This window comes from Aeromonas sp. 2692-1 (assembly GCF_013085505.1).
Taxonomy (GTDB): domain Bacteria; phylum Pseudomonadota; class Gammaproteobacteria; order Enterobacterales; family Aeromonadaceae; genus Aeromonas; species Aeromonas hydrophila.
This window is the reverse complement of record NZ_CP038513.1, coordinates 2825924-2848850: the sequence shown is the minus strand read 5'-3', so window position 1 is coordinate 2848850 and position 22927 is coordinate 2825924. Positions and strand designations below refer to the sequence as shown.

Annotated in this window: 14 protein-coding genes; 9 read left to right on the top strand and 5 right to left on the bottom strand. The window is 63.8% G+C overall.

The genetic code is table 11. From position 1 onward, the window contains the following. Positions 1-20 precede the first annotated feature (20 nt). Entirely contained in the window at positions 21-413 is a 393-nt protein-coding gene (locus E5E97_RS13540; RefSeq protein ID WP_039214967.1) for a hypothetical protein, read from the top strand. A 78-nt stretch (positions 414-491) separates the two neighbouring features. Here the strand turns inward: E5E97_RS13540 and thiI are convergent, their stop codons facing one another. Beyond that, a complete protein-coding gene (gene thiI, locus E5E97_RS13535) occupies positions 492-1940 on the bottom strand; it encodes a tRNA uracil 4-sulfurtransferase ThiI (protein ID WP_024946451.1) in 1449 nt (482 codons plus the stop codon). 178 nt (positions 1941-2118) lie between these two features. On the opposite strand from thiI, the gene E5E97_RS13530 reads away from it, so the two are divergent. Further along, complete coding sequence (locus E5E97_RS13530) at positions 2119-3078, top strand: hypothetical protein (RefSeq protein ID WP_171280422.1); 960 nt, start codon at positions 2119-2121, stop codon at positions 3076-3078. A 101-nt stretch (positions 3079-3179) separates the two neighbouring features. On the opposite strand, the gene pbpC is transcribed toward E5E97_RS13530, so the two are convergent. From pbpC to E5E97_RS13515, 3 genes are all read right to left on the bottom strand, one after another. After that, positions 3180-5588 carry a penicillin-binding protein 1C gene (gene pbpC, locus E5E97_RS13525; RefSeq protein ID WP_171280421.1) on the bottom strand — a complete coding sequence of 803 codons (2409 nt, stop codon included), beginning with the start codon at positions 5586-5588 and terminating at the stop codon, positions 3180-3182. Further along, complete coding sequence (locus E5E97_RS13520; RefSeq protein ID WP_171280420.1) at positions 5554-10521, bottom strand: alpha-2-macroglobulin; 4968 nt, start codon at positions 10519-10521, stop codon at positions 5554-5556. The genes pbpC and E5E97_RS13520 overlap by 35 nt, the downstream gene beginning before the upstream one ends. A 108-nt stretch (positions 10522-10629) precedes the next feature. Continuing rightward, entirely contained in the window at positions 10630-12027 is a 1398-nt protein-coding gene (locus tag E5E97_RS13515) for an amidohydrolase (RefSeq protein ID WP_024943695.1), read from the bottom strand. Between the two features lie 809 nt (positions 12028-12836). On the opposite strand from E5E97_RS13515, the gene E5E97_RS23550 reads away from it, so the two are divergent. From E5E97_RS23550 to E5E97_RS13490, 6 genes are read left to right on the top strand one after another with little or no spacing between them, the layout of a single operon-like run. Then, a complete protein-coding gene (locus E5E97_RS23550) occupies positions 12837-13388 on the top strand; it encodes a hypothetical protein (protein WP_253265085.1) in 552 nt (183 codons plus the stop codon). Then, a complete protein-coding gene (locus tag E5E97_RS23545) occupies positions 13385-13930 on the top strand; it encodes an AI-2E family transporter (RefSeq protein WP_253265084.1) in 546 nt (181 codons plus the stop codon). The genes E5E97_RS23550 and E5E97_RS23545 overlap by 4 nt, the downstream gene beginning before the upstream one ends. A gap of 25 nt (positions 13931-13955) precedes the next feature. Then, positions 13956-15455: an efflux transporter outer membrane subunit gene (locus E5E97_RS13505; RefSeq protein WP_253265083.1), complete on the top strand. Its 1500-nt coding sequence runs from the start codon at positions 13956-13958 to the stop codon at positions 15453-15455. Beyond that, positions 15448-16554, top strand: a complete 1107-nt coding sequence (locus tag E5E97_RS13500; RefSeq protein ID WP_024943697.1) for an HlyD family secretion protein — start codon at positions 15448-15450, stop codon at positions 16552-16554. The genes E5E97_RS13505 and E5E97_RS13500 overlap by 8 nt, the downstream gene beginning before the upstream one ends. A gap of 7 nt (positions 16555-16561) precedes the next feature. Continuing rightward, positions 16562-17590, top strand: a complete 1029-nt coding sequence (locus tag E5E97_RS13495) for a DUF2955 domain-containing protein (protein ID WP_171280418.1) — start codon at positions 16562-16564, stop codon at positions 17588-17590. A 1-nt stretch (position 17591) separates the two neighbouring features. Continuing rightward, positions 17592-18020, top strand: a complete 429-nt coding sequence (locus tag E5E97_RS13490; protein ID WP_016350335.1) for an ion channel — start codon at positions 17592-17594, stop codon at positions 18018-18020. Positions 18021-18110: 90 nt separating this feature from the next. Here E5E97_RS13490 and E5E97_RS13485 read toward each other — a convergent pair whose 3' ends face one another. Beyond that, positions 18111-19799, bottom strand: a complete 1689-nt coding sequence (locus E5E97_RS13485; protein WP_171280417.1) for an FAD-dependent oxidoreductase — start codon at positions 19797-19799, stop codon at positions 18111-18113. A gap of 134 nt (positions 19800-19933) precedes the next feature. Here E5E97_RS13485 and E5E97_RS13480 point away from each other — a divergent pair, with 134 nt between their 5' ends. Next, on the top strand, positions 19934-22873 hold the full coding sequence (locus tag E5E97_RS13480) for an EAL domain-containing protein (protein WP_171280416.1): 2940 nt from the start codon (positions 19934-19936) through the stop codon (positions 22871-22873). The last annotated feature ends 54 nt before the right edge of the window (positions 22874-22927 follow it).

Sequence of the window (22927 nt, the reverse complement as noted above, 5' to 3'; positions counted from 1 at the left end):
GTTGTAAGCCGGAATCCCTCATGCAAAAACTTGGACTCATCACATCACTGCTATTGATGAATGTGGCAACGGCGCAGGCCGAAGCGCAGGTACTGTTTGGACGGCTCGCTTCCACCCCGGTGCAGCAGTTCAACCAGCAGATCCGACAGGCAAGCACTGCCCAGCAGAGCTGGGTCAATGACTATCGTGAAGTGGCATTGCGTTTTGTCGGCCACAGCGACATCCCCAGTCGCATCCAGGCACAACAGCTGGACAACGATCTGGTGCTCTCCGTTGCCCTCGACGGCACCAAGAGCGACATGATCTACATCCTGACCCTGTTTCGCAGCAACAACCTGTGGCAGATGCGTCAGGCTGAGATGGGGTGGCGCTGCCAGGGGCAATCCACCTTTACCCCGGTGCCTTGCCCTTAACGAAGGGCATCTTCCCCGAGTGAAATAAAAAAATCCGGCTCATTGGCCGGATTTTTTTATGCATGCTTGAACGTCATATTACGGACGGTACACCTTGACGTTGGCAAAGCCCTTCTCTTTCAGATAGAGCGCCTGCAGCTTGCTCATCACGCCGCGATCGCAATAAAGCAGGTAGGTCTTCTCCTTGGGCAGATCGCCAAAGGCGGTGGCCAGCTTGAAGAAGGGGATATGCATGACCTCACGCCCTTCTACCAGCAGCGGCTTCTCGTCGTGCTCGTCCATGGAGCGGATATCAAGGATCACCTCGTTGTCACCGCTCTCGGCGGTAGTCTCCACTTCCTGCACCTCGGCGGCGGTCTCTTCACCGATGCGACGAATGTCGAGGTAACGGGCCTCGGCCACCACCTTGTCCAGAATGGCGAAGTCGAAGTTCTCCTCTTCCGCCTCGATGCGGGAGAGCTCGGCCTTCACGGTCGGCTTCTTGGAGATGACACCGCAGTACTCCGGCATGGTCTCGGCAAACTCCAGGGTGCCGATGCGACGGGCTTCGCTGATGATGTCCGGCTTGTCCCAGGTGATGAGCGGGCGCAGGATTACCTTGTCGGTCACCCGGTCGATAACGTTCAGGTTGGTGAGGGTCTGGCTGGAAACCTGACCCACGCACTCGCCGGTCACCAGCGCCGGGATCTGGAACTCGTCGGCCACCTTGGCGGCGGCACGCATCATCATCCGCTTGAGCACCACGCCCATCTGGCCGTTGTCGATCTTCTCAAGGATCTCGGCCACCACCGGCTCGAAGTCCACCGCGGTGAAACGCACCCGGTGGGAGGAGCCGAAGCGGTTCCACAGGTGATAGGCCACCTGCTTGACGCCGATCTCGTGAGCGGCCCCCCCCAGATTGAAGAAGCAGTAGTGCACCCGGCAGCCGCGCTTGATGAACTGGAAGGAGGCAACACCGGAGTCAAAACCGCCGGAGATGAGGCTCAGCACATCTTCCTGGGTAGCGATGGGCATGCCGCTCAGGCCCTGATGGATGGCGCTGACGATGAAGAGCTCTTCGCCGTCGATCTCGAGGTTGATCTTCACATCCGGATTCTTGAGACGCACGCCGTTGCTCACACAGTGCTGGTTCAGGCCACCGCCCACGTAGCGCTCCACTTCGAGGGAGGAGAACTCGTGCTTGCCGTGGCGCTTGGCGCGCACGCAGAAGGTTTTCCCCTCGAGCTGGTCACCCCACACGGCTTTCACCTGCTCGAAGATGTCGTGCAAGTCGGTAAACTTGCTGGCCTGCACCTCGAGGAAGGCTTGAATGCCGGGGATGCAGGCCAGGGCTTCGATGGCCTGTTCACGGAACTGGTCATTGCGGGAGCTCACGATCAGCTTGTCCCAATCCATCCGCACCCGGGCATCGTCGTCGAAGCGGCGCAGGACATTGCGGATATTGCCCTGCAGGATCTTGATAAAGCGCTGGCGAACCGACTTGCTCTTGATGGTGATTTCCGGGAACAGCTTGATAATGAACTTCATGGTAATGACTCGGGTGACCTTGATTTAAGGGCGCGAATTATATCAGAACTTTGTGGCCAGCGCCTACTGGATGAGCGTTTGCTCACATTCCCCCACGCAATGTTTGCCGCACCGAGGCAATCTTGCGTATATTCCCGAACCTGCGTCCCGGCAACATTCCTGACCACAGACCCATTCGATGAAGACCTACATCTACTACCCCGGCATGGAAGTGCGCGACGAGCTGTGGCTCAAGTTTGCCCTGCTCTATCTGGAGCGGCTCGCCTTCGTCTTCACCGTCAGTGAGAAGAGCGGCCTCACCGCCCTGCTGCAGACGCTCGAACAGGAGACGGATCTGCTGGCCGAGCGGCCGGATGCCACCTTCTTCGCCACCATCACTCCCCAGCTGGAGAGTCAGCTGAGCAGCCTGCTCGCCCCCGACTTCGTGCGTCACAAGGTATTTGGCAACAAGGAGCTGATCGGTCGCTGGCGCACGCCGGCCAACCACGACTGCTTCTGCCCGGCCCAGGCAGGGCTGGAGCGGCTGCACGGCTTTTGCCTGACTCACGGTTTTGCCAGCCGGGAAGAGGGCGGGTTCAGGATGGCACGGCGCTTTGCCAACCTGCTCTCCATGCGGCTCGCCCGCGAGTGGGCGCTAGCCAATGAGGGAGCGCTCATCACCGATCACGACTATCTGGACCGGCTGCTCCACCTGCTGGAATCCCGCTATCACAACCGCGGTGGTCAGGATTGCTTCCACCTCGAGATCCCGCTGCAAGTGCCCACTCACTTGGCTGACATCCCGTTTGCAGAGCTGATCGCCCTGCGCAGCCGCAGCGGCTTTCGCCAGCAATTGGCCGAGTTCAATCAGGCGCTCGATGCCCTGCTCACCATGCTGGGCAGCGGCTACGCCGAGCCCGCCGTGCTGACCCGCTTCGAGCAGGCCCAGCAGGGGCTCAACCAGCTGTTGGGGCCGCAGACCCAGAGTCTGCCGCTCACTACCCTGGTCAGTACCGGCCTGCCTGCCATGGCGATGATCCATCGCCTCAAGGCGAGCCATCCGGACAGCAAGCTGGTGTTTCACTCCATCAAGAAGAGCCACTTCCACCAGCGCAAGAGTCAGCACTTCTTCACCCGGCTGGGGCAGGTCAAGCCCTGAATCCGCGACGCCCTGCTAGGAAATCGACAATCCGCTGACGACATCGGAGCCATCCCCCGATGTCGTCAATATTCTGACCCCCCAAAGAGAGGCTCCTCCCCTCAGGAGGGATTCTCCAGCCGAAACTCGATGCGATCGCTGTTGCCCGCCTCGTCCACCACCACCAGCTGATAACGACCCGCCTCGCTCAGCACCTGATCGCCGTCCCAGCGCAGCCGCTGGCCGTTGAGAAACCAGGCCGGCTTGCCGACACCGCCCAGCACCTTGGGTTGCAGCCGGTAACGCTGGCTGCGAATAAGATTCCCCTCCCCCAGCGCCACGATGCGAATGGGGGCCTGCAGCTCGGCGCTCTGCCCCTCCCCCGCGCAGCCGCTGGCCAGCAGCGCCTGACGCCGCTCGCCGGGCGTGCGCCACGGCTCCAGCGAGAGCGGCCAGAGCGCCCGAAAACCGGATTGCGCCGCATCGTGGCAACGAGTCAGAGTCAGCTTGCCCTCCTTGGTCAACGCCACTTGCCGCAGCGGCGAGGGCCAGTCCATGGGATCCGACAAGGTGGGAGGATCGCGCCCTTCCAGCAACCAGGCGCTCTGGCGCTGCAAACAGGCCTCAGGCAGGGTTGCGCTCGCCTTGCGCCCCAGCGGCCAGCAAACTTCGGCCTCGCTCACCGTGTTGGGCTGCACCGGCAAGGGGCTGTTGTCAGCCAATCGCGAGTAGACCGAGAGCAGCAGCGGCACCGCCGCGCTCTGGCCGTAGAAACCGGGCATGGGGGTACCGTCGGGGCGACCCAACCAGACGCCAATGGTCCAGCGACCGGAGACCCCCATCGCCCAGCTGTCGCGATAGCCATAGCTGGTGCCAGTCTTCCAGGCCAGTCGATTGACCCGGCCGGTCGCCTCGCTGGCAAAAGGCTGGTCCGCCCGCCCCTGCGCGCTCAGGATCTGCCAGATAACCCAGGCCGCTCCCGGGCTCAGCAAGGGGCGTGACACCGCCCGCTGCCCCGCCAGCCAGACCGGCATCGCTACCTGCCCCTGCCGGGTCAGCGAGCTGTAGAGCGCCACCAGCTGCTCGAGCCGAATGCCAGCCGCCCCCAGTGCTATGGCCGGATTGGGCTTGTCGGAGAGCGCCAGCCGCACCCCGGCGTTGTCTAAGCGGCTGACCAGCTTGTCCGGCCCAAGCGCCTCCAGCACCTGCACCACCGGCACGTTGAGGGATTGCTGCAGCGCCTGAGCCAGGGTCACCGGCCCCTGAAAGGCGCCGGAAAAGTTGGCGGGGCGATAGTCAGACCCGAGCCTTGGCGCATCGGAGAGCAGGGAGGCCGAGTGCACCAATCCTTCGTCCATGGCCAGACCGTAGATAAAGGGTTTCAGCGTAGAGCCGGGAGAGCGGATCGCCTGGACCATGTCGAGGTAACCGTGGCGGCGCAAATTGCCATACTCGGCGCTGCCCACATAGGCGCGCACAGCCATGGTTTTGTTGTCTACCAGCAGCAGGGCCGCGGAGGTCTGCTCGGGGAAACGGCGGATATAGCTTGCCACCCGCCCCTCCAGCCAGCGCTGCAGATCGCCGTCAATGGTGGTGTGCACCAGCGCCCCCACCTGATTGTCGGCGGCAAGACGGGCAAACAGCGGCGCCTCCATCGGCGTGAAGTGACCGCGGGCCAGCACCGGCTCGATACGTCCCTCCAACCATACCTGTTCGGGCCAGACGCCCTGTGCCACCAGCCTCTGCATCACCTTGTCGCGAGCCGCGCGAGCTCGCTCGGGATGCCGGTCCGGCCGGTTGCGGCTGGGAGCCTGCGGCAGCACCGCCAACAGTGCCGCCTCGGCATAGGTCAGCTTGGCGGCGCTCTTGCCGAGATAGGCAAAACTTGCCGCCTGCACCCCCTCCAGATTGCCGCCAAACGGCGCCCGGTTGAGGTAGACGGTGAGCAGGGTGCGCTTGTCGTAGTGCCACTCCAGCTGCAGCGCGCGGGCCATCTGGCGCAGCTTGCCGGGCACGCTCCTGTGGTAGGGCTCGATAAGACGCGCCACCTGCATGGTGAGAGTCGAGCCGCCCGACACGGCTCGCCCGTAGCGCAGCCACTGCCAGACCCCGCGCACCATGGCCACCGGATTGACCCCGGGATGACGCCAGAAGTAGCGATCCTCGTAGCCCAGCAGCGCCTCGATATAGCGGGGGGAGACCTGCTCCAGGGTCACGGGGTAGCGCCACACGCCGCTGGTATCGGCAAAGGCGCGCAGCGGTCGCCCCTTCATGTCGAGCACCACCCGTGCGTAGGCAGGGTCGAGTGGCGGCGGCGGGAAGAGTCGATCCAGCGCCAGCAGCGACAGAAACAGGGCAACAACCGCCAGCACCGAACATCGCAGCCAGCGCGGTAGACGGCCCAGCCAGTGGCGGCAAATGCCGCCACTGCGACCCAAGCTCAGCCAGCCACGCTGCCAACGGGTGAGCGGGCGAACCCGCTCAAGGGATGGTTTGTTACTCAGAGATACGCACCTCGTGGATATCCTCACCCACAGCCCGGATCTCGGGGCGGTACATATCCTCCACCTGGGTCGGCGGCACCTGATAGCGACCCGGCGTCACCGCCCGCATCAGGTAGACCAGCTGCTGGTTGCTCCCCTCGCTCAGATCCAGCGCCGCCGTGTAGCGGTCGTCGCGAAACTCCTGATGCTTGAGGTAGTCGTTCCATTCACTCTGCCACGCCGGTTTCCCCTCGATGGAGAGCTCTTCGAGCTTGATGCTGTTGCCAAGAGCCGGATTCTCCAGCTCGAAGCCAGCGGGCACCATCTCCACCAGCAGGGCATCGGGCACCGCCGATTCACTGCTGACATTGAGCCGCACCACCACCAGATCGCCCACCTTCACCTTGGCGGGATCAAACGGCTGACCGTCGCTGTTGAACCAGCTGCGGGTCACGCTTATCCCCTGACTCAACCGAGCAGGAGCCTGTTCTGGGTAACCGATCAGTGTACGCTGCACATAGAGGGATCCCTTGCCCTCGTTGGTGACGGCGCTGGCCGCCAGTGCCTCGGGGGCACCCTGTTGCAACGCGGCCGAACCGCTCAAGGCTTCAATGCCAGAGGATGAGGCGACCCTGGCCTGCCAGTCGACGGCCGGATCGAAGCGGGCGAGTCGCAACAAGGCGAGCCGCTCCTGAGTGCTGAGCCACTGACGGTGAGCCAGGGTATCGGCCACCTTGGCGCTGAGAGCCGGCCAGCGCTCCGCAGCCAGCTTGTGCTGGCGCAGCAAGGAGAGCTCAAGGGCCTGATCGCGTAGCGGCGAACCGTAATCCCCCAGATAGTCGTCACCGCGCTCGGTCGCCAATGCCCGGCTGAGGGCCTTGGTGGCGTTCTGCTCATCCCCCATGGCCGAGAGCGCCAGCGAGAGGTACAAGAGCGGCAAACCGGAGCGGGCGTGATCGGCCTGCTGCTCCCAGACAAGGCGCAAGGTAGCGAGCGGCGCCTTGCCCACCCGGGCCAGCACATAGGCGCTGTAGGCCTGATAGGCAAGACGGCTGTGCTCGGGGGCACTGCTCCAGCGCTCGCCGTACTGGCTGTCGGTGAGATAGCTCTGCAGCCGGTTCAGCGCCTGATTGAGCATCGCCTCCGGCACGGCGTCGCCCGCCTCCTTGCGCGCCAGCAGGTAGTCGGCTGCATAGGCGGTGAGCCACTGCTCCTCGTCGGAGCGACCATCCCAGAGGCCAAAACCGCCGCTTGGCAGTTGCAACCGCTGCAGCCGTTGCAGCAGGGCGCGTTGCACGTCCGCCTCGCTCGCCGCTTGCTTGCCCTCTGCGGGTTTGCTCCAGGCGGCCCGCTCATCGGCCGTGGTCAGCAAGTAAGGCCAGGCACGGGACAGGGTCTGCTCCAGACAGGCGTAGGGGTAGTCGGCCAGCGCCTGCCACTGGGCTGCCGGATCCCAGGGGGGAGTGCCGGAGAGGCTGAGCAGCCCCTGCAGGTTGGCACGATCCAGACCGGCCAGCTCAGCTGGCACAAAGCTCATCTGCTGGCCGGGGGCCAGCATCTGGTAGCGCTGGCGAGTCTCCGCCGGCCAGGGGGATCGCAGCGGCAGAGTCCAGTCGCGGCTGATGGCAAAATCCTTGCCGCTGGCCGCCAACTGCAGGCTTGCCACGCCGCTCGCCCCGGTCACGGTGAGCGGCAGGGTCAACCACTGCTCTTCGCCATTTTTCAGGGAAAGGGTGCCGGGCAGTTCGCCGTTTGCCTTGAGCCCACCGTTCAGGGTCCAGGCAAGGGAGAGGGTCTGATCCTCACCGCTCATGTTGCGCAGTTGCACCAGCGCCCGGGTCTCATCCCCTCTGGCGCCAAAGCGCGGCCAGCCAATTTCGGCCACCAGCGGCGCCACTACCTTGACGGCGCGCTCGGCCTCACCCACCTGCTGTTCGTTCCAGGCCAGCGCCATCAGCGCCAACGCGCCGTTGAAGTTGGGCAGATCGAGCGGGATCACCGCCTTGCCGCTCTCATCAAAACTGACTTCGCCGCTCCAGAGTGCGGCAATCTCGACCCGGCTCTCCAGCGCGCCTCCCTTTTTCAGCGGCGCCCGATCGCCGCCGTAGTTGAGGCGGGCCAGCTTGCCATCTTGCGGCGGGATCACTTGCCCGTAGTTGTCGAACAAATCTTGGGAGAAGCGCTTGCGACCAAAGAAGATCTCGAACGGGTCGAGGGGCTGGTAGGCGCTGATATTGAGCACGCCCCGATCCACCGCAGCCAGCACCACGCGGCCCTGACTGTTGGGGGTGGAGGTCGCGGTTACTTCCAGTCGGGTGAGCGGTACGGCTTTGTCCGGTGCGCTCAGGGTGAGCGGCAGACGGCGCGCTTCCCGGTCCAGGGTGAGCGGCACCAGTCCGACCGAGCGCAGGCTCTGCCCCTGCTGCTTGCCAGCCGGTTTGGAGGCGCTGTCTAGCGCGGCGATCTGGGCCGAGATATGCAGGTCATGGCGCTGCCACTCGGGGCTGACCGGGATCTCGAACTCGCCGCGGGCATCCTTGGCATCGCCACCGGCCCCCTTGAGCTCGATACGCTGCCACCAGCGCAGGCCGTCGCCATCTTCCACCAGCAGCAACCCCTTGCCGGGGCGCGGGGCCACCAGCGTCACTTTGGCCTTGTCACCCGCCTGATAGGCGCGCTTGTCGAGGGTGATGGCAATCTTGTCAGGCCGCGCCTGCTCGCCACCGCCGCCCCAGGCGTAACTGCCTATCTCCACCCGCAGGCTCGATTGATGGCCCTGACTGTTCTCCACTTCCAACCGATACCAGCCCGCCGCCAGTTGCAGCGTGAGCGGGGTCGGCCCCTTGCCATCCAGCTGCAGGGTCTGCTCCTGCTCCAGATAGGGCTGGCTGTTGAACTCGTACTTCCACCCCTCGCCATCGGCGTAGTGCCAGTAGTAGTCGCGGTACTCGTTGATAAGGCGCACCTTCACAGTCCCCGCCACCGGATGACCCTTGTCATCGAGGTTGAGGAGCAGGAAGGGGAGCGGCTTGCCCCCTTCCACCCGATCCGTCACGAAATCAGCCTTGAGCGCGGGCCACTGGCTACCCGCGGGCCAGCCATACTGGGTGCGGCTGCGATTGACGGCGCGGCCACCGGGCTCGGAGAGCGACACCCGATAGGCCACCTCCAGCGGCCCGAGCGCGCGCACTCCATCGAGCTCATCAGCCAGCGAAAAAGTCCCCTGCCCCTGCGCATCGAGGGTGAGATTGAGGGGCTCGAGATCCTTGGCCTGCTCGGCGAGCAGCACGTCACCCAGAGTGAACTCCTGCCACTGGGTAAAGGGCATGGTAGCGCGGCTTAACTTCACCTCCGCCTTGGCCTTGGTGGCACTGGCTGGCGCACCGTAGAGATAGTCCCCTTGCAGTGGCAGAGTGAGGGCGGCGTCCAGACTCGTCACTTCACCATCCGGCCCCTTGCCAAGCTGCAGTTTCAAGCGCTCAGGCAGAAATTCCTCCACCAGAAAAGGCCACTCGAAGCGGCTGCCGGCGGCGGTCTTGAGGTTGATGGTCCAGCGCCCGAGCGGCGCATCGTCAGGCAAACGCAGGCCGTAATGGGCGGCGCCAAGGTTGTCCGGCAGCAGCCGTTTCTGCTCGAGCAGCTGGCCGTCCGGCTGTTTCACCTCCAGCTCCACCGCCATGCCCGGCAGCAGCTGGCCATCCTGCCCCTTGAGCAGGATCTCGCTGTCGAGCCGCTCGCCGGGGCGATAGAGGTCGCGCCCGCTGAACAGATAGAGCTGCTGGGCCTGCCAGGGCTGGGTGCCGAGATCGAAGGTGGAGAGATCGAGCGCCGCCCCATCGAGGCGCAGCACCGCCAGATGGTTGCCCTGCTCGGCCAGCAGCAGACGAGCCCCCTGCACCTGATCGAAGCGGCGATGGCCCTGCGGATCCGTGGTTTGCACCTGCAGCCGGTTGCCCTTCTCGTCGAGCAGGGAGAGCTGCACATCCTTGAGCGGGTCGGCGCTGGCCAGGGAGCTGACGAACACCTCCAGCTGATCGCGGTAACGGCGGGCACTGAGCCCCATGTCGCTCACCGCAAAATAGGTGGTCTCCTTGCGCCAGTCGTAGTTGCCAAGGGGCGACATCACCGCAAAGTAGACGCCAGCTTCGGCCAGCTGCGGCTCCTTCACATTGATAAGGCGGGTCTCGCGCCGGTTGGCATCGAGTTCCAGCGCGTAGCGGCCGCTGAACACCCGCTTGGCCCGCTTGGTGATCTGTTCAAGCTCCCAGTTGCCCATGCCGGCACCGGGACGATACTCGGCCAGAAAACGGGGCAGATATTCCGCATCGACCCGGAAGAAATCGATATTGACCTCGTCCACGTTGACCGCGCTGATGGGCAGGCGCAGCTCGTCGCGCAGCGGCAACACCATGCCACTGGCGGTAAACGAAGCCCCCGCCTCCAGCGGCCGGGTCTTGAGAGTCCAGCTCTGGGGGGATGGGCCCAGCCCCGCCTTGAGGCTCACCTCATAGCTCTTGTCGGGCTGTACGTTCGGGAAATAGAGGGTGCGGCCATCGTCGGCCAGGATCCACTCCCCCTGCACCTGCTTGCCCCCCTCACTGACCGAAAGCCAGCTCTGCCAGTTCGCCTTGGGTGCCAAGGGGCCGGAGAAGACCAGCGCCAGCGCCGGGGCATCGCGATATTGACGGGCATTGGCCTGCACAACTGAACTCGGCGCCCCAGCCTCCTGCCCGGCAGCGGGTTGAGTAGTTGGTGTATTGGCCACAGGCTTGTCGGGGCCGCAGCCGCTCAGCAGCAGTGCCGTGAATCCCGCCAGCAGCAGGGCTGGCCAGCGGCGCCCCGGGGCGGTCATCTGTTGCGGTGAGGAACAAGAGAAGCGAGGGTGAGAGTCGACGCGGCGCATAAATGTCATCCCTGATTGGCTCGCTGCCAGTGCAGCGCAATAGCCAACAGGATAAGGGATCAGGCTCGCTTGACACAAAACTCATTGCCATGTTTGCGACAACACAGGGGTAACTGCCACTATGACAATAGGGTGCTCTCGCGAGACACCCTGCCTTTATTTACCCGTAGTCAATGCTCAACGCAGCTATTGTGCCGGACCCGCCGATTTGGCCAGTACGCTAAGCGCGGTCGCCGTATTGACCCTGGCCCCGACCGGAATGGCGGCCAGATCCACGAAGAAGTCGGGATTGTGCAACCCATAAGGGAAGGTTTTTCCCTCCGCCCTGGCCTTGGCAAATACCGCGGGCGGTGCCACTCCGATGAATTGATAGGCATAAGGGACATTCATCCCCTTGAAGGCTTCGGCAAAATCTTCTGAGCCCATGGCAGAGGGGAAATCACTGATCACGTTCTGCTCCCCCAGCAGCTGACGCAAGACAGGCGTGACTCGGCTCATCAACTCGGCATCATTGACCACGGCACCGGCACTGCCTTTCATCAGCCGGGTCGGCAACTTGTCATCCGGTACCCCGGCAGCGATGGCGATGCCCCGGTTGACCTCGTCGATACGCCGCAGCAGCAGTTCACGCACTTCGTGGCTGAACCAGCGTAGATTGAGCTTGAGCACGGCACTGGCCGGGATCACGTTGTTGTCACGCCCCGCCTCGATGGCACCCACCGTCAGCACCGCTGGTTGCTGGGGATCGAGATTGCGGCTGATGATGGTCTGATAGGCCAGCACAGCCTGGGCCGCCATCACCACGGGATCCAGCGTCAGCTCGGGGGTCGAACCGTGACCGCCTACCCCGTGAAAAGTAATGTCGAGCTGATCGACCCCCGCCATCCGCACTCCCGCCGCGCTGGCAACCAGCCCGGTGGGGCCAGGTACCACGTGGGCACCAAAGGCGTAATCCGGCTTGGGGAAACCGCGCTGCCACAGACCGTCATCCACCATACTCTGCGCCCCGGTCCCCGGCTCTTCCGCAGGCTGGGCATATACCACCAGGGTACCTGACCAGGCGGGCTTGAGCGCGACCATGGCCTTGGCCATGCCAAGCAACCAGGTGACATGGGCATCGTGACCACAAGCATGCATCACATCGATCTCGCTGCCATCTGCCAGGCGTTGTTTGGTCTTGGCGGCATAATCGAACCCAGTCGCCTCCCGTACCTGCAGCGCATCCATGTCAGCCCGATACCAGACCGTCGGACCGTCCCCGTTTCTGAGCACCCCGACCACCCCGGTCTTGGCGATCCCTTCGGTGACGTCGAACCCCAACTCGCGTAACTGCTGACTGACGATACCGGCGGTGCGCACCTCCGTGTAGCCAATTTCGGGATGCTGGTGCAAGTCCTTGTAAAGCGCGATCAGACGCTCGCTGTCACTTGCCACTGTATCATTGAGCTGGGTCAGCAGCTGGCTGGAGAGAAGATGAGCCTGCGTCGGCAAACTCTCTCTTGCATTCGTTACCGGCGTGATGGCCGAGGAAAGGGCCAGCATGGCGGCGATGGAGAGCCCCTGGCAACATGTGGATTTGTTCATTCAGATCCCCTTGCATGAGATGAAAACGGGGTGAACCGTCAAGGGCGGAAGACACGTGTAGATGCCAGTGCTGGTAGCCCGCGCCAAGCAACGCCCTGGATGGCGATTGCCAGCATGGCACAGGCAAACAACCTCAGCGAGAAAAAATAAGTTGCGTTCGAGTCGCCACAAGCCGGTTAGTGTTCGCAGTGAGACCTACCCTACCAATGGCGGTATTGTCTTCACGTTGACAGGGTTATAACCACCGCAAGCTGTACCGGGGTTTAATCTGTAACGGCAAACCGGCGGAAAACATGTTTCAAAATATGACAAGCACCGGCTTGGTACACATCAACACATGGACGCCGTCAGCATGCTTCCTGTCAATGTCCAACTGTCAACATCGAGCATCTGGCTGCGGACACGTCTTCATCACCGCCATCTGTGGCAACAGAAATATCCAGCCATGACAGGGCCGCAATATCCGCCATTCTACTGCGCACGCTGTCGACGCTATTTTATATAGGCAAATCCGCCCCGTTTTCCGGCTGCAGACTAGACTGGAAACAACTGTTCTCTGGTGCCGCAGGTGATCGGACTCCTTATTACCCAGCCTCATCAGCGCCATTGAACCAATCGACCAGATATCAATCAGTTAAATATTTATTAAACATGGATTGTCGGCACAACAAATAAACCGGGGGCAACCTCGAAATACCCCCTACACTCTGAACTCAGTCTATTTATTACCGTACAACCCGCTTGCTGGGCAGTCCTTCACGTCAGACAAGCACGGTTGTGTGCTCATCCCTCGTTGGAGTCATACCAGAATGGAAAATAACGATCTGTCCATCGTCGAAAAGCGATTGGTTGCCCGGTTCCTGGATATGTTCATCAAGTTCGGCCTGATCCTGGCGTTGGGCTCTTTCTGCTTCACCGTGTTCTCCCCCTTCATGAACATGATGTTGTGGGCCCTGATCCTGGCCGTCACTCTCTATCCTCTCCACCAGCGCTTTGCCGTGCGGCTGGGGGGAAAACAGGGGCGGGCCTCCACCCTGCTGGTCTTGCTGGGCATCCTGCTGATCGTGGTTCCCACCGTGGCCATGCTGAGTTCCCTGGGTGACAGCGTCAGCGCCCTGATGGAGCGAATGGACAGCAACACCCTGCAGATCCCGGCGCCTTCCGCCGACATCGCCAGCCTCCCGCTGATCGGCACCAAGCTCCACGCCATCTGGCTGAAGGCATCGGTGGACTTGCCCAGCCTCCTCATCAGCTACAAGCCGCAACTCGGCGATCTCGCCAAGCAGGTGGTCGGCATGCTGGCCAGCATGGGGGTGGACTGCTGGGTTTCGTCGTCTCCTTCATCGTGGCCGGCATCATGATGGCCTGGGGAGCTCCGGGCGCCCTGAGCGCCGATCGCATCGCCATGCGCATCACGGATGAACGCAAGGGATTGTCGCTGACCAAGTTGTGCACCAGCACCATCCGGGCCGTGGCCATGGGGGTCATCGGAGTGGCCTTCATCCAGGCCCTGCTGGCGGGGATCGTCATGATGCTGGCAGGGATCCCGGCGGTCGGCATCTTCTTCGTCCTGGCGCTGATCCTCGGTATCGCCCAGGTGCCCGTGATCCTGGTAACGGGGCCCGCCATCGCCTACATGTGGAGCGCAGGCGATCACGGCACCCTGCTGAACATCTTCTACAGCGTCCTGCTGATCGTCGCCGGCATGGCCGACAACGTGCTCAAACCGCTGCTGCTCGGGCGCGGGGTCGATGCGCCCATGCCGGTAGTATTGCTGGGCGCCCTTGGCGGCATGGCCACCAGCGGCATCCTCGGCATGTTCATCGGGGCCACCCTGCTCTCCATCGGTTATCGCATCTTCATGGCCTGGGTCAACGAAGGTCTGGCTACTGCGGAAAAATAGCCCCATGGCCGTCCAGCGTCATACCATGCGCCCTCTGCTCACGGGGGGCGTATGCCTGCTGTTGAGTGCCTGCACCCTGCTTGGCCCTGACTATCAGGCGCCCCGCGTCGAGGAGATGGCCGGCTGGCACCCCGCCAGCACGGGCCAGCAGGTATCTTCGGCCACCGACTATCGCCAGTGGTGGACCCGGTTGCACGACCCCGTGCTGAGCACGCTGGTGGAAGAGGCATTTATCAAGAACCCGGATGTGCGGATAGCGGGGTTGCGGATCCTCGAGGCCCGGGCCCAGCTCGGCATCGCCGAGAGCCTGCTCGGCCCCCAGGCCACCATCGGCACCGCCGAGCTGCTGCAGGCGGGCCAGACCCGCAACGGCCACAGCAGCTCGGGCAGCAGCTATGGCGCCGGCTTCAACCTCGGTTGGGAACTCGACTTCTGGGGCAAGTTCCAGCGCGGGATCGAGGCGGCGGATGCCAACTACTTCGCCACCCTGGCGCAATATGATGACATCCAGGTCCTGCTGGCGGCCCAGGTGGCCCAGCTCTATGTGAGCATTCGCACCGTCGAGGCCAGACTGCAGATCGCTCGTGAGAATGCGCGTATCCAGCAGCGCAGCCTGGAGATCACCGAACGGCTGTTCAAGAGCGGCAACAGCGCCGAACTGGACGTGCAGCAGGCCAAGACCCAGTACCTGGGCACCCTCTCCGGCATTCCGCAGCTCGAAACCAGCCTGCGCCAGAGCCAGAATGCCCTCTCGACCCTGCTCGCCAGATCCCCGGGGCCCCTGCCCGAGATGAATGCCGATACCGGCAAGATCCCCCGGGGCGAGCTGGCACTGGTCACCGAACTGCCGGCCGATCTGCTGCGCCGTCGCCCCGATGTGCGGGTGGCGGAGCGACAGCTGGCCGCCCAGTCGGCGCTGATCGGCGTGGCCGAGAGCGAACTCTACCCCTCCATCACCCTGCTCGGTACCCTGGGCATCAGCGCTACCAGCGGGGAGAGCGGCACCTTCTCCTGGGCCGCCGGGCCATCGCTGAGCTGGAACCTGCTCGATCAGGGGCGGCTCGGCAACCAGATCCTGGTGCAGGACGCCCGCTTCCAGCAACTGCACGAACGCTATCGCGACAGCGTGTTCAAGGCGGCACGCGAGGTGGACGACGCGGCCGTGGCCTACGCCAACGGCCAGGACGAGATCGCCCTGTTGACCCAGACCGGCGAGGCCGCCCGCCGCTCCCTCAACATCGCCAACACCCAGTATCGCGAGGGGATGGCGGACTTCCAGCGGGTACTCGACTCCCAGCGCGCCCTGTTCAATCAGCAAGAGCGGCTGGTCAACAGCCGTGGCGCCCGGATGCGCGATCTCATCACCCTCTACAAGGCACTGGGTGGCGGTTGGGAACAGGGGCGAGAACGTCCTCTTGTCAGCCCGGCAGTGGAAGCCCGCTTGCGCAAGCGCGCCGACTGGGCCCCGCTGCTCGACGCCGCCCAACCCTCATCCTCTGCCCGAAAGGTAACCTCGAATGACTGACAGCTCCGCCTCCCCCGGCCAGGCCAGCCGCCGCGCCACGCTCGGCTTGCTGGTACTCATCCTCCTGCTGCTCATCTGGTATCTGCTGGCTGACCGGCTGACCCCCTACAGCTCCCAGGCTCGCGTGCAGGCCTTCGTGGTTCCCGTCGCCGCCGAGGTATCCGGCCAGATCAAGCAGGTATATGTACGCGACAATCAGGACGTGGAAGCCGGCACCCCCTTGTTCGAGATCGATGCCGAACCCTATGACATCGCGCTGGCCAAGGCGCGTTCCGATTACCAGACGGTGTTGAGCGGTGTCAGAGCAAATAGCGAAGGGGTCAAGGCGGCCGAAGCGGCCCTGATGGCCATGCGCGCCGCCTACGACAACGCGGCCAAGGACGCCGAGCGGCAGGAGCGGCTCTATCGGGAAGATCCGGGCGCCATCTCGGTGCGTCGCCTCGAGGTAGCCCAGGCCAGCCGCGAGACGGCCAGGAGCCAGGTGGCGGCAGCCCAGGCCGACGTGCGCCGCGCCATCGAGGCCGCCGGGGCGAACGGCGATCACAACTCCCAGCTGCTCAGCGCCCGTGCGGCGGTACACAAGGCCGAGCTGGATCGCCAGAACACCCGGGTGGTGGCGCCAGGCCGCGGTCTCATCACGGATCTTCACACCGATGCAGGCCAGTTTATCGGTGCCGGTGCCCCGGCCATGACCCTGATCGCCATCCACGACGTCTGGGTGTCGGCGGATCTGACGGAGAACAACCTCGGCAACATTCACGCCGGTGACAGGGTCGCCATCCTGCTCGACAGCCTGCCCGGCCGCCTGTTCGAGGGGGAGGTGCGCAGCATCGGCTACGGGGTGAGCGATGGTAAGGGTCAACCGGCGGGCACCTTGCCGAGCGTGGACAACAACCGCGACTGGCTGCGCCAGGCTCAGCGCTTCCCGGTCAAGATCGCCTTCAAGGCCGCTGACTTCCCCCCGGTCGAGGCGCTGCGGGTCGGCGGTCAGGCCGACGTGCTGGTCTATACCGGTGGGAATGCCGGCGGCAGCTGGGTGATGAACCTGCTGGGCTCGCTCCATATCCGGCTGATGAGCCTCTGCTCCTTCCTCTACTGAGGCTCCCATGCATAACGCCGACAGGACAGTACTGCGCATTGGCACCGGCATCGCACTGGCAACCCTGATCTGCTACGGGCTGGCGCTGCCCATGCCGCATCTCGGGGTCATCATGGCCTGGGTGGTACTGTGTCGCCCCGGCGAGCCGCTCGGCCTTGGCAAAGGGTTGCTGGGTGGCGCCCTGCTGCTGGCCGTGATGGTCGGCGGCGTGCTGCTGGTGCCCCTGCTGACCCACTATGCGCTGGCGGCGGTGCTGCTCGTCGCACTGCTGCTCCATGGTCTGATGCAACAGGCGCTGACGGGCAAGGGAGCGGCCGCCATGCTGCTCATCATGGCCATCACAGTGATCCCGGTGGCCGGCCTCATCGAGCAGGCACTTGCCATCGCCCTTGCCCAGCTGATGGCGCAGGGGATCCTGATAGGCACCCTGGTCAACCGACTTGCCCACAGCCTGTTCCCGCCCCAGCCGGTGACGGGAACCCAGACCAGGGCCAAGCCTCAGCGCCCCGAACGTCCGGAGCGACTCGCGCTACGGGCCGTGGCCATCGTGCTGCCGGTGTGGCTGCTGGCGCTCGGCAATCCAGCCTTCTATATCCCGGCAGTGATGAAGACGGTGATGCTGGCCCAGCAGAGCAGCTCGCTCACTGCCAAAGAGGCGGGCAAGGAGCTGGTGCTGTCGACCCTGACGGGCGCCCTGCTGGCGTTCCTGCTCTGGCAGGGGCTCGGCCTCTGGCCCTCGCTGTTGATGCTGGTACTGCTGCTGGTCCTGATGACGCTCTGGCTGGCACGACGGCTGGTACGGCTGGTGCCAAGTCGCTTTCCACCCTCGTTCTGGAGCAACGCCTGGATCACCGCGCTGATCCTGTTTGGTCCGGCGATCGAGGACAGTGCCACCGGCAAGGATGTCTGGCTGGCAGCCGCGATGCGCTGCGGTCTCTATCTGTTGGTGGCCGGCTACGGCTGGCTCTGTATCTGGCTGCTTGAACAGTGCTGGCCCGTCGGCCGACCACTGGCACAAGCATCAATAGGAGAGTGATATGTTTTCCATTTTTCTGGTCGGCATCCCGGTGATCCTGGCCAACATGCTGCTGCAATCCCTGATGTCCGTCTGGTGCATCCGCTTCTACGTCAAGCGCTTCAGCGAACGGGAAGGCATGCTGGCCGGGGTGCTGGCTCTGTTTGGCATCATCACCCTGGTGATGCTGGGCAACCTGGTGCAGATCGGCATCTGGGGCGCCCTGTTCCTGTGGCTGGGCGAGTTCAACACGCTGCAGGAGGCCGTCTATCACTCAGGCGTCAACTTCGCCACCCTGGGCTATGGCGACATCGTCATGAGTGCGCAGTGGAAGCTGCTCGGGCCGCTCGAGGCGGTCAATGGCGCCCTGATGATAGGCCTCTCCGGTGCCTGCATGCTGGCGATCCTGCAACACCATGTTCGCAAGCAACTGGGCAACACGCCGCACTAGCCATCCATCCGTTAAGCAATCAAAACAAAAAGGCCACTCTCCCGAGTGGCCTTTGGTTGGCATTGCCCCTGATCCCCCTCGGGGTCAGCGCTATTCGGCGGTGGTCATCTGCCAGGTCTTGAAGCCGCCGGAGAGGTTCTTCACCTTGAAGCCGTGCTGGCTCAGCAGGCGACAGGCCACGTGACCGCGCAAACCCACCTGGCAGCTGATGAGCAGCTCTTTATCCTTCGGCAGCTCGTGAAGGCGGCCGCGCAGCTCATCGAGGGGGATGTACAGGGCGCCCGGGATGCGACCCAGCTTGTCGAGTTCGGGGCCATTGCGCACGTCCAGCACCAGCTGATGGGGGTGACGGGCCTCGACCTCGGCGGCGTGGCAGAGCAGGGTATCCCCCTTAAGATGGTTGCTGGCCACGAAGCCGGCCATGTTGATCACGTCCTTGGCCGAGCCGAAGGGCGGCGCGTAAGTCAGCTCCAGATCCTGCAGATCAAACACGGTGAGACCGGCGCGCTGGGCCACCGCCAACACGTCGATGCGCTTGTCGACCCCGTCCTTGCCGATGGCCTGGGCACCGTAAATCTTGCCATCGGGGGCAAACAGCAGCTTGAGACTGACCGGATGAGCACCGGGGTAGTAACCGGCGTGGCTGCCCGGGTGAACATAGGCCTTCTCGAACGGCAGCCCCAGTTGCAGCAACCGCTTCTCGCTCAGGCCGGTGCTGGCTACCGCCAGATCGAACAGCTTGCAGATGGCGGTACCCTGGGTCTTCTTGTAGGTTTCGCTGCGGCCCAGCATGTTGTCGGCAGCGATGCGCCCCTGCCGGTTGGCGGGGCCCGCCAGCGGGATCAGCACAGACTCGCCGGTGACGAAGTCGGTCTCCTCCACCACATCCCCCACCGCATAGATGAAGGGATCCGAGCTGCGCATGCCGGGATCTACCTTGATGCCGCCGCGCGGCCCCAGCTCCAGCCCCGCCTTGGCGGCGAGCAGGGTTTCGGGCTTGACGCCGATGGCGAGGATCAGCAGGCCGGTGTCGAGCCGGGAGCCGTCACTCAGGGTCAGCCGCAGCCCGCCCCGCTGCGCGGTCGCCACCGCCGAGGTTTTCTCGGCAGGCACATCCAGACTCTCGATGGCCGAGAGGCCGGTGCGCAGGCGCAGCTCGATCCCCTCTTCCCGGATGCGGGCATGGAGCATGTTGGCCATCTCTTTATCCACAGGCGCCATCACCTGATCGGAGAGCTCCAGCAGGGTGACTGCCAGCTTGCGCTGGTGCAGCGCCTCCATCATCTCCAGCCCGATGAAGCCGCCCCCCACCACGGTGACATGGCGCGGCTGATCGTGCGCCAGCGCCGCCAGAATGCGATCCATGTCGGGAATATTGCGCAAGGTGTGCACACCCGGGCTGTCGATGCCGGGGAACGGAGGCCGGATGGGAGCCGCGCCCGGGCTCAGCAGCAGCACATCATAGGCTTCGCGGCGCTCTTCGCCGGTCAGCAGGTTGCGCACCAGCAGACTCTTGCCGGCCTTGTCTATCTCGATGACGTCGTGAAAGACCCGCACATCCACGTTGAAGCGGCGTTTGAAGCTCTGGGGGGTCTGCAACAGCAGGGCATCCCGGTTGGGGATGTCGCCACCAATGTGATAAGGCAGCCCGCAGTTGGCGAAGCTGACGAACTCGCCCCGCTCGAACATCACTATTTCCGCTTCTTCGCTCAGACGGCGGGCTCTGGCCGCCGCAGAGGCACCACCGGCCACACCGCCTACAATCAGGATCCGTTTCATCAGCAAGACTCCAGTCAACGACAGATTGCCATTAAATTAGTGCTTTCTAATTTAGAATTCAATGAAATTTTGTTTGTACCGATTTTGCAGTATTCTTGCCACCCGACAGTCGTTCAACAGGATGTTATCAGTTCATGTCGTCAACCGCGCTCAGTCACCTTTCCTCTGCCAGCCAGACACCGCTGTTCTTTCGTCTGGACGTGCGCAGCCAGCGGCTGGTCGCCCTGACCGATGTGATGCAAACTCCGCTCTACTGGCTCGATGAGCCCAGAGGCCCCTGGCCGGCCCAGTTGCCGGATGCGCTGCGCCTGCCCATCGAGCAGGCGCTCACCAGCGGCCAGGGCGGCAAGCTGGTGCTGCGCTTTGCCGGCCAGCAGTGGCACGTCGCCCTCTCCCATGAGCAGGATGCCTTCTGGCTCATCTGCCTGCAGACCCTGCGCCAGGAGCCGCTGGCCGATCTGGCGCTGCACCTGCCGCGCCTGAGCCAGATGGCGAGCCAGCAGCAGTTTGCCGCCATGCTGGAGACCCTCAAGGAGAGCCTGGGGGCCGATCGCCTGATCCTCTGGCACTATCAGGCCAACGGCCCCCTCGGCAGCGAGCAGCTGACCCCGGTCTTCACCCTGGGGGCCGACGAAGTGGCCGCCATTCGCGGCGACAGCCGCTACATCCGCGCCCTGCGCACCCGCAAGTCCCTGAGCTTTTCGGAGGCGGCGCACCAGCCCATGCTGAGCCAGCACTACTACCTGGCCAATGCGGGGGTGAGCTCGCGCCTGGACGGTGCATTGCTGGAGCAGGAAAAACTCATCGGCGTGCTGAGCCTTGAATACCTCAACGCCACCCCCCTCAGCGAGGAGATGCTGCAACTGGTGCGTCACAGCGCCCAGCTGCTCGGCCACTGGCAACCGCTCCCTGAACCTGTGCACAACCCAGTGCTGGCCCTGCCGGCCGAGCTCACCCTGCTGACCGGCATCGCCTATTGCCGCGCGCTGGTGCGCTGGGGCATGAGCGTCAGCGGCGCCCGCATCGGCTGGATCGGCGAGTACCAGCCCCGCGGCCAGGAGCTGTGGATGATCCCGCGCTGCGTGCTGGAGGGAGAGATCTTCTCGGTGCTCAAACCCATCCAGATGGACCCGGGCCCCGGCCAGGAGCTGTTCCAGCACGGCCAGGCGGTCTATGTGGAAGACCTGCCCCTGCGCTATCCCCAGGCCAGCCAGCTGCTGGCCCTCAATGCCGGCGTCTATGTCGGCATTCCGCTGCACGGCCAGCACGGTGTCCCCATCGGCCAGCTCACTTTGCTGCTCGACACGCCGCTGGCCGACCCCATGCCGCTGCTCGACGCTCTCAGCAGCCAGCACGAGCGGGCCGCCGTCGAACTGCAACGCTTGGCCGCCGACGAAGCCTTGCGGCTGGCCGAGGTAGCCTTCAACACCCACGACGGTCTGCTGGTGATGGATCACAAGGGGATCATCCTCAAGGTCAACAACTCCTTTACCCGCATCACCGGCTTTGCCGACGATGAGATGATCGGCCAGCATATCGTCCGGCTCAGACCCACCTACTATGGCGATCACCTGAAACAGGATGTGCGCCAGGCGGTGGCGGCCCAGGAGTTCTGGATGGGCGAAGAGCGCTGCCTGCACAAGGATGGCCACCTGTTCCCGGTGCGGTTGATGGTGAGCGGGGTGCAGGACGAGCACGGCGAGATCAGCCACTACGTCTGCAGCTTCTACGACATCAGCAAGGAGAAGGAGGCGGCGCGCCACATCGAGCAGCTCGCCTATTACGACGATCTGTGCGGCCTCTACAACCGCCGCAGCCTCAACGACATCATGCAGCGTACCCTGCAGGAGGCCAGCGGCCAGTGGGGCGCCCTGCTGCTGGTGGATCTGGACAACTTCAAGTCGATCAACGACTCCCTCGGCCATGCCTGTGGCGATCTGTTGCTGCAGGCGGTGGTGGAGCGGCTCAAGGGGCTGCCGCAGGACAACCTGGTGCTGGCCCGCATCTCGGGGGACGAATTCGCCCTGCTGTTCACCGCCCTGGGCCAGGGCTATGTCACCGCCAAGATCCTCGCCGAGCACTTCGCCCGCGAGCTGATGGGGCTGTTTCGCATCCCGTTCGACATCGAGGATCACAAGCTGCACTGCAGCGCCTCGGTGGGGATCAGCCTCTTCTCCAGCGAGGACAAGGATCACCTGGTACTGATGCAGCAGGCCGACACCGCCACCCACATGGCCAAGCGATCCGGCCAGGGCAACTATGTGTTCTTCAGCGAAGCGATGGCCGAAAAAGAGAAGAGCAAGCTGGCGCTCAACAACCAACTGCGCGACGCCCTGCGCCACCACGAGCTGCAGCTGCACTATCAGCCGCAATACCGGGTCGACAACGGCGCGTTGTCCGGCATCGAGGCACTGCTGCGCTGGCAGCGCAGCGACGGCAGCATGGTGCCGCCGGCGGAGTTCATTCCCATTGCCGAGGAGACCAGCCTCATCCAGGACATCGGCTACTGGGTGATGAAGACCGCCTGCGCCCAGTACAGCTTCTGGCTCAACCGCGGGCTGGCCATTCCCCACCTGTCGGTCAACGTCAGCGCCCGCCAGTTCCACACCGTCGGCTTCGTGCAGCAGGTGGAATACATACTGCGCGATACCGGGGTGCCCCCCTCCCGCCTGCTGCTGGAGGTGACCGAATCCGTGGTGCTGGAGAACCGGTTGGAGAGCATCGCCAGAATGCGCCAGCTCAAGGAGCTCGGCATCCTGCTCTCCATCGATGATTTCGGCACCGGCTACTCGTCGCTCGCCTACCTGCGCGACCTGCCGGCAGACGAGGTGAAGCTAGACAGAAGCTTCATTCAGACCCTGGTACACAGCGAACAGGACAAGGCTATCGTCAAGGCAATCCTGGAACTGGCCAAGGTTTTTCGTTTTACCGTCACCGCCGAAGGGGTGGAGGATGAAGAGCAACTTGCCATCCTCAAATCCCTCGGATGCCAGCATTATCAAGGCTTCCTGACCAGCCGGCCGCTCACCGCCAAAGCCCTCGAGAGCCTGCTGGGTGCCCCGGTACCGGGCTAAACATGTAGGATTTATAGGGCTTTATGTAATAAAATAACGGCCTGCTCGAATCAT

Excerpts from the sequence above, each read along its gene's own strand:
- E5E97_RS23550 (WP_253265085.1), top strand. The coding sequence starts at position 12,837 with ATGGAAAATAACGATCTGTCCATCGTCGAAAAGCGATTGGTTGCCCGG.
- E5E97_RS13540 (WP_039214967.1), top strand. The coding sequence starts at position 21 with ATGCAAAAACTTGGACTCATCACATCACTGCTATTGATGAATGTGGCA.
- E5E97_RS23545 (WP_253265084.1), top strand. The coding sequence starts at position 13,385 with ATGATGGCCTGGGGAGCTCCGGGCGCCCTGAGCGCCGATCGCATCGCC.
- E5E97_RS13485 (WP_171280417.1), bottom strand. The coding sequence starts at position 19,799 with ATGAAACGGATCCTGATTGTAGGCGGTGTGGCCGGTGGTGCCTCTGCG.
- E5E97_RS13500 (WP_024943697.1), top strand. The coding sequence starts at position 15,448 with ATGACTGACAGCTCCGCCTCCCCCGGCCAGGCCAGCCGCCGCGCCACG.
- E5E97_RS13515 (WP_024943695.1), bottom strand. The coding sequence starts at position 12,027 with ATGAACAAATCCACATGTTGCCAGGGGCTCTCCATCGCCGCCATGCTG.
- E5E97_RS13530 (WP_171280422.1), top strand. The coding sequence starts at position 2,119 with ATGAAGACCTACATCTACTACCCCGGCATGGAAGTGCGCGACGAGCTG.
- E5E97_RS13480 (WP_171280416.1), top strand. The coding sequence starts at position 19,934 with ATGTCGTCAACCGCGCTCAGTCACCTTTCCTCTGCCAGCCAGACACCG.
- E5E97_RS13495 (WP_171280418.1), top strand. The coding sequence starts at position 16,562 with ATGCATAACGCCGACAGGACAGTACTGCGCATTGGCACCGGCATCGCA.
- E5E97_RS13505 (WP_253265083.1), top strand. The coding sequence starts at position 13,956 with ATGCGCCCTCTGCTCACGGGGGGCGTATGCCTGCTGTTGAGTGCCTGC.
- E5E97_RS13490 (WP_016350335.1), top strand. The coding sequence starts at position 17,592 with ATGTTTTCCATTTTTCTGGTCGGCATCCCGGTGATCCTGGCCAACATG.
- thiI (WP_024946451.1), bottom strand. The coding sequence starts at position 1,940 with ATGAAGTTCATTATCAAGCTGTTCCCGGAAATCACCATCAAGAGCAAG.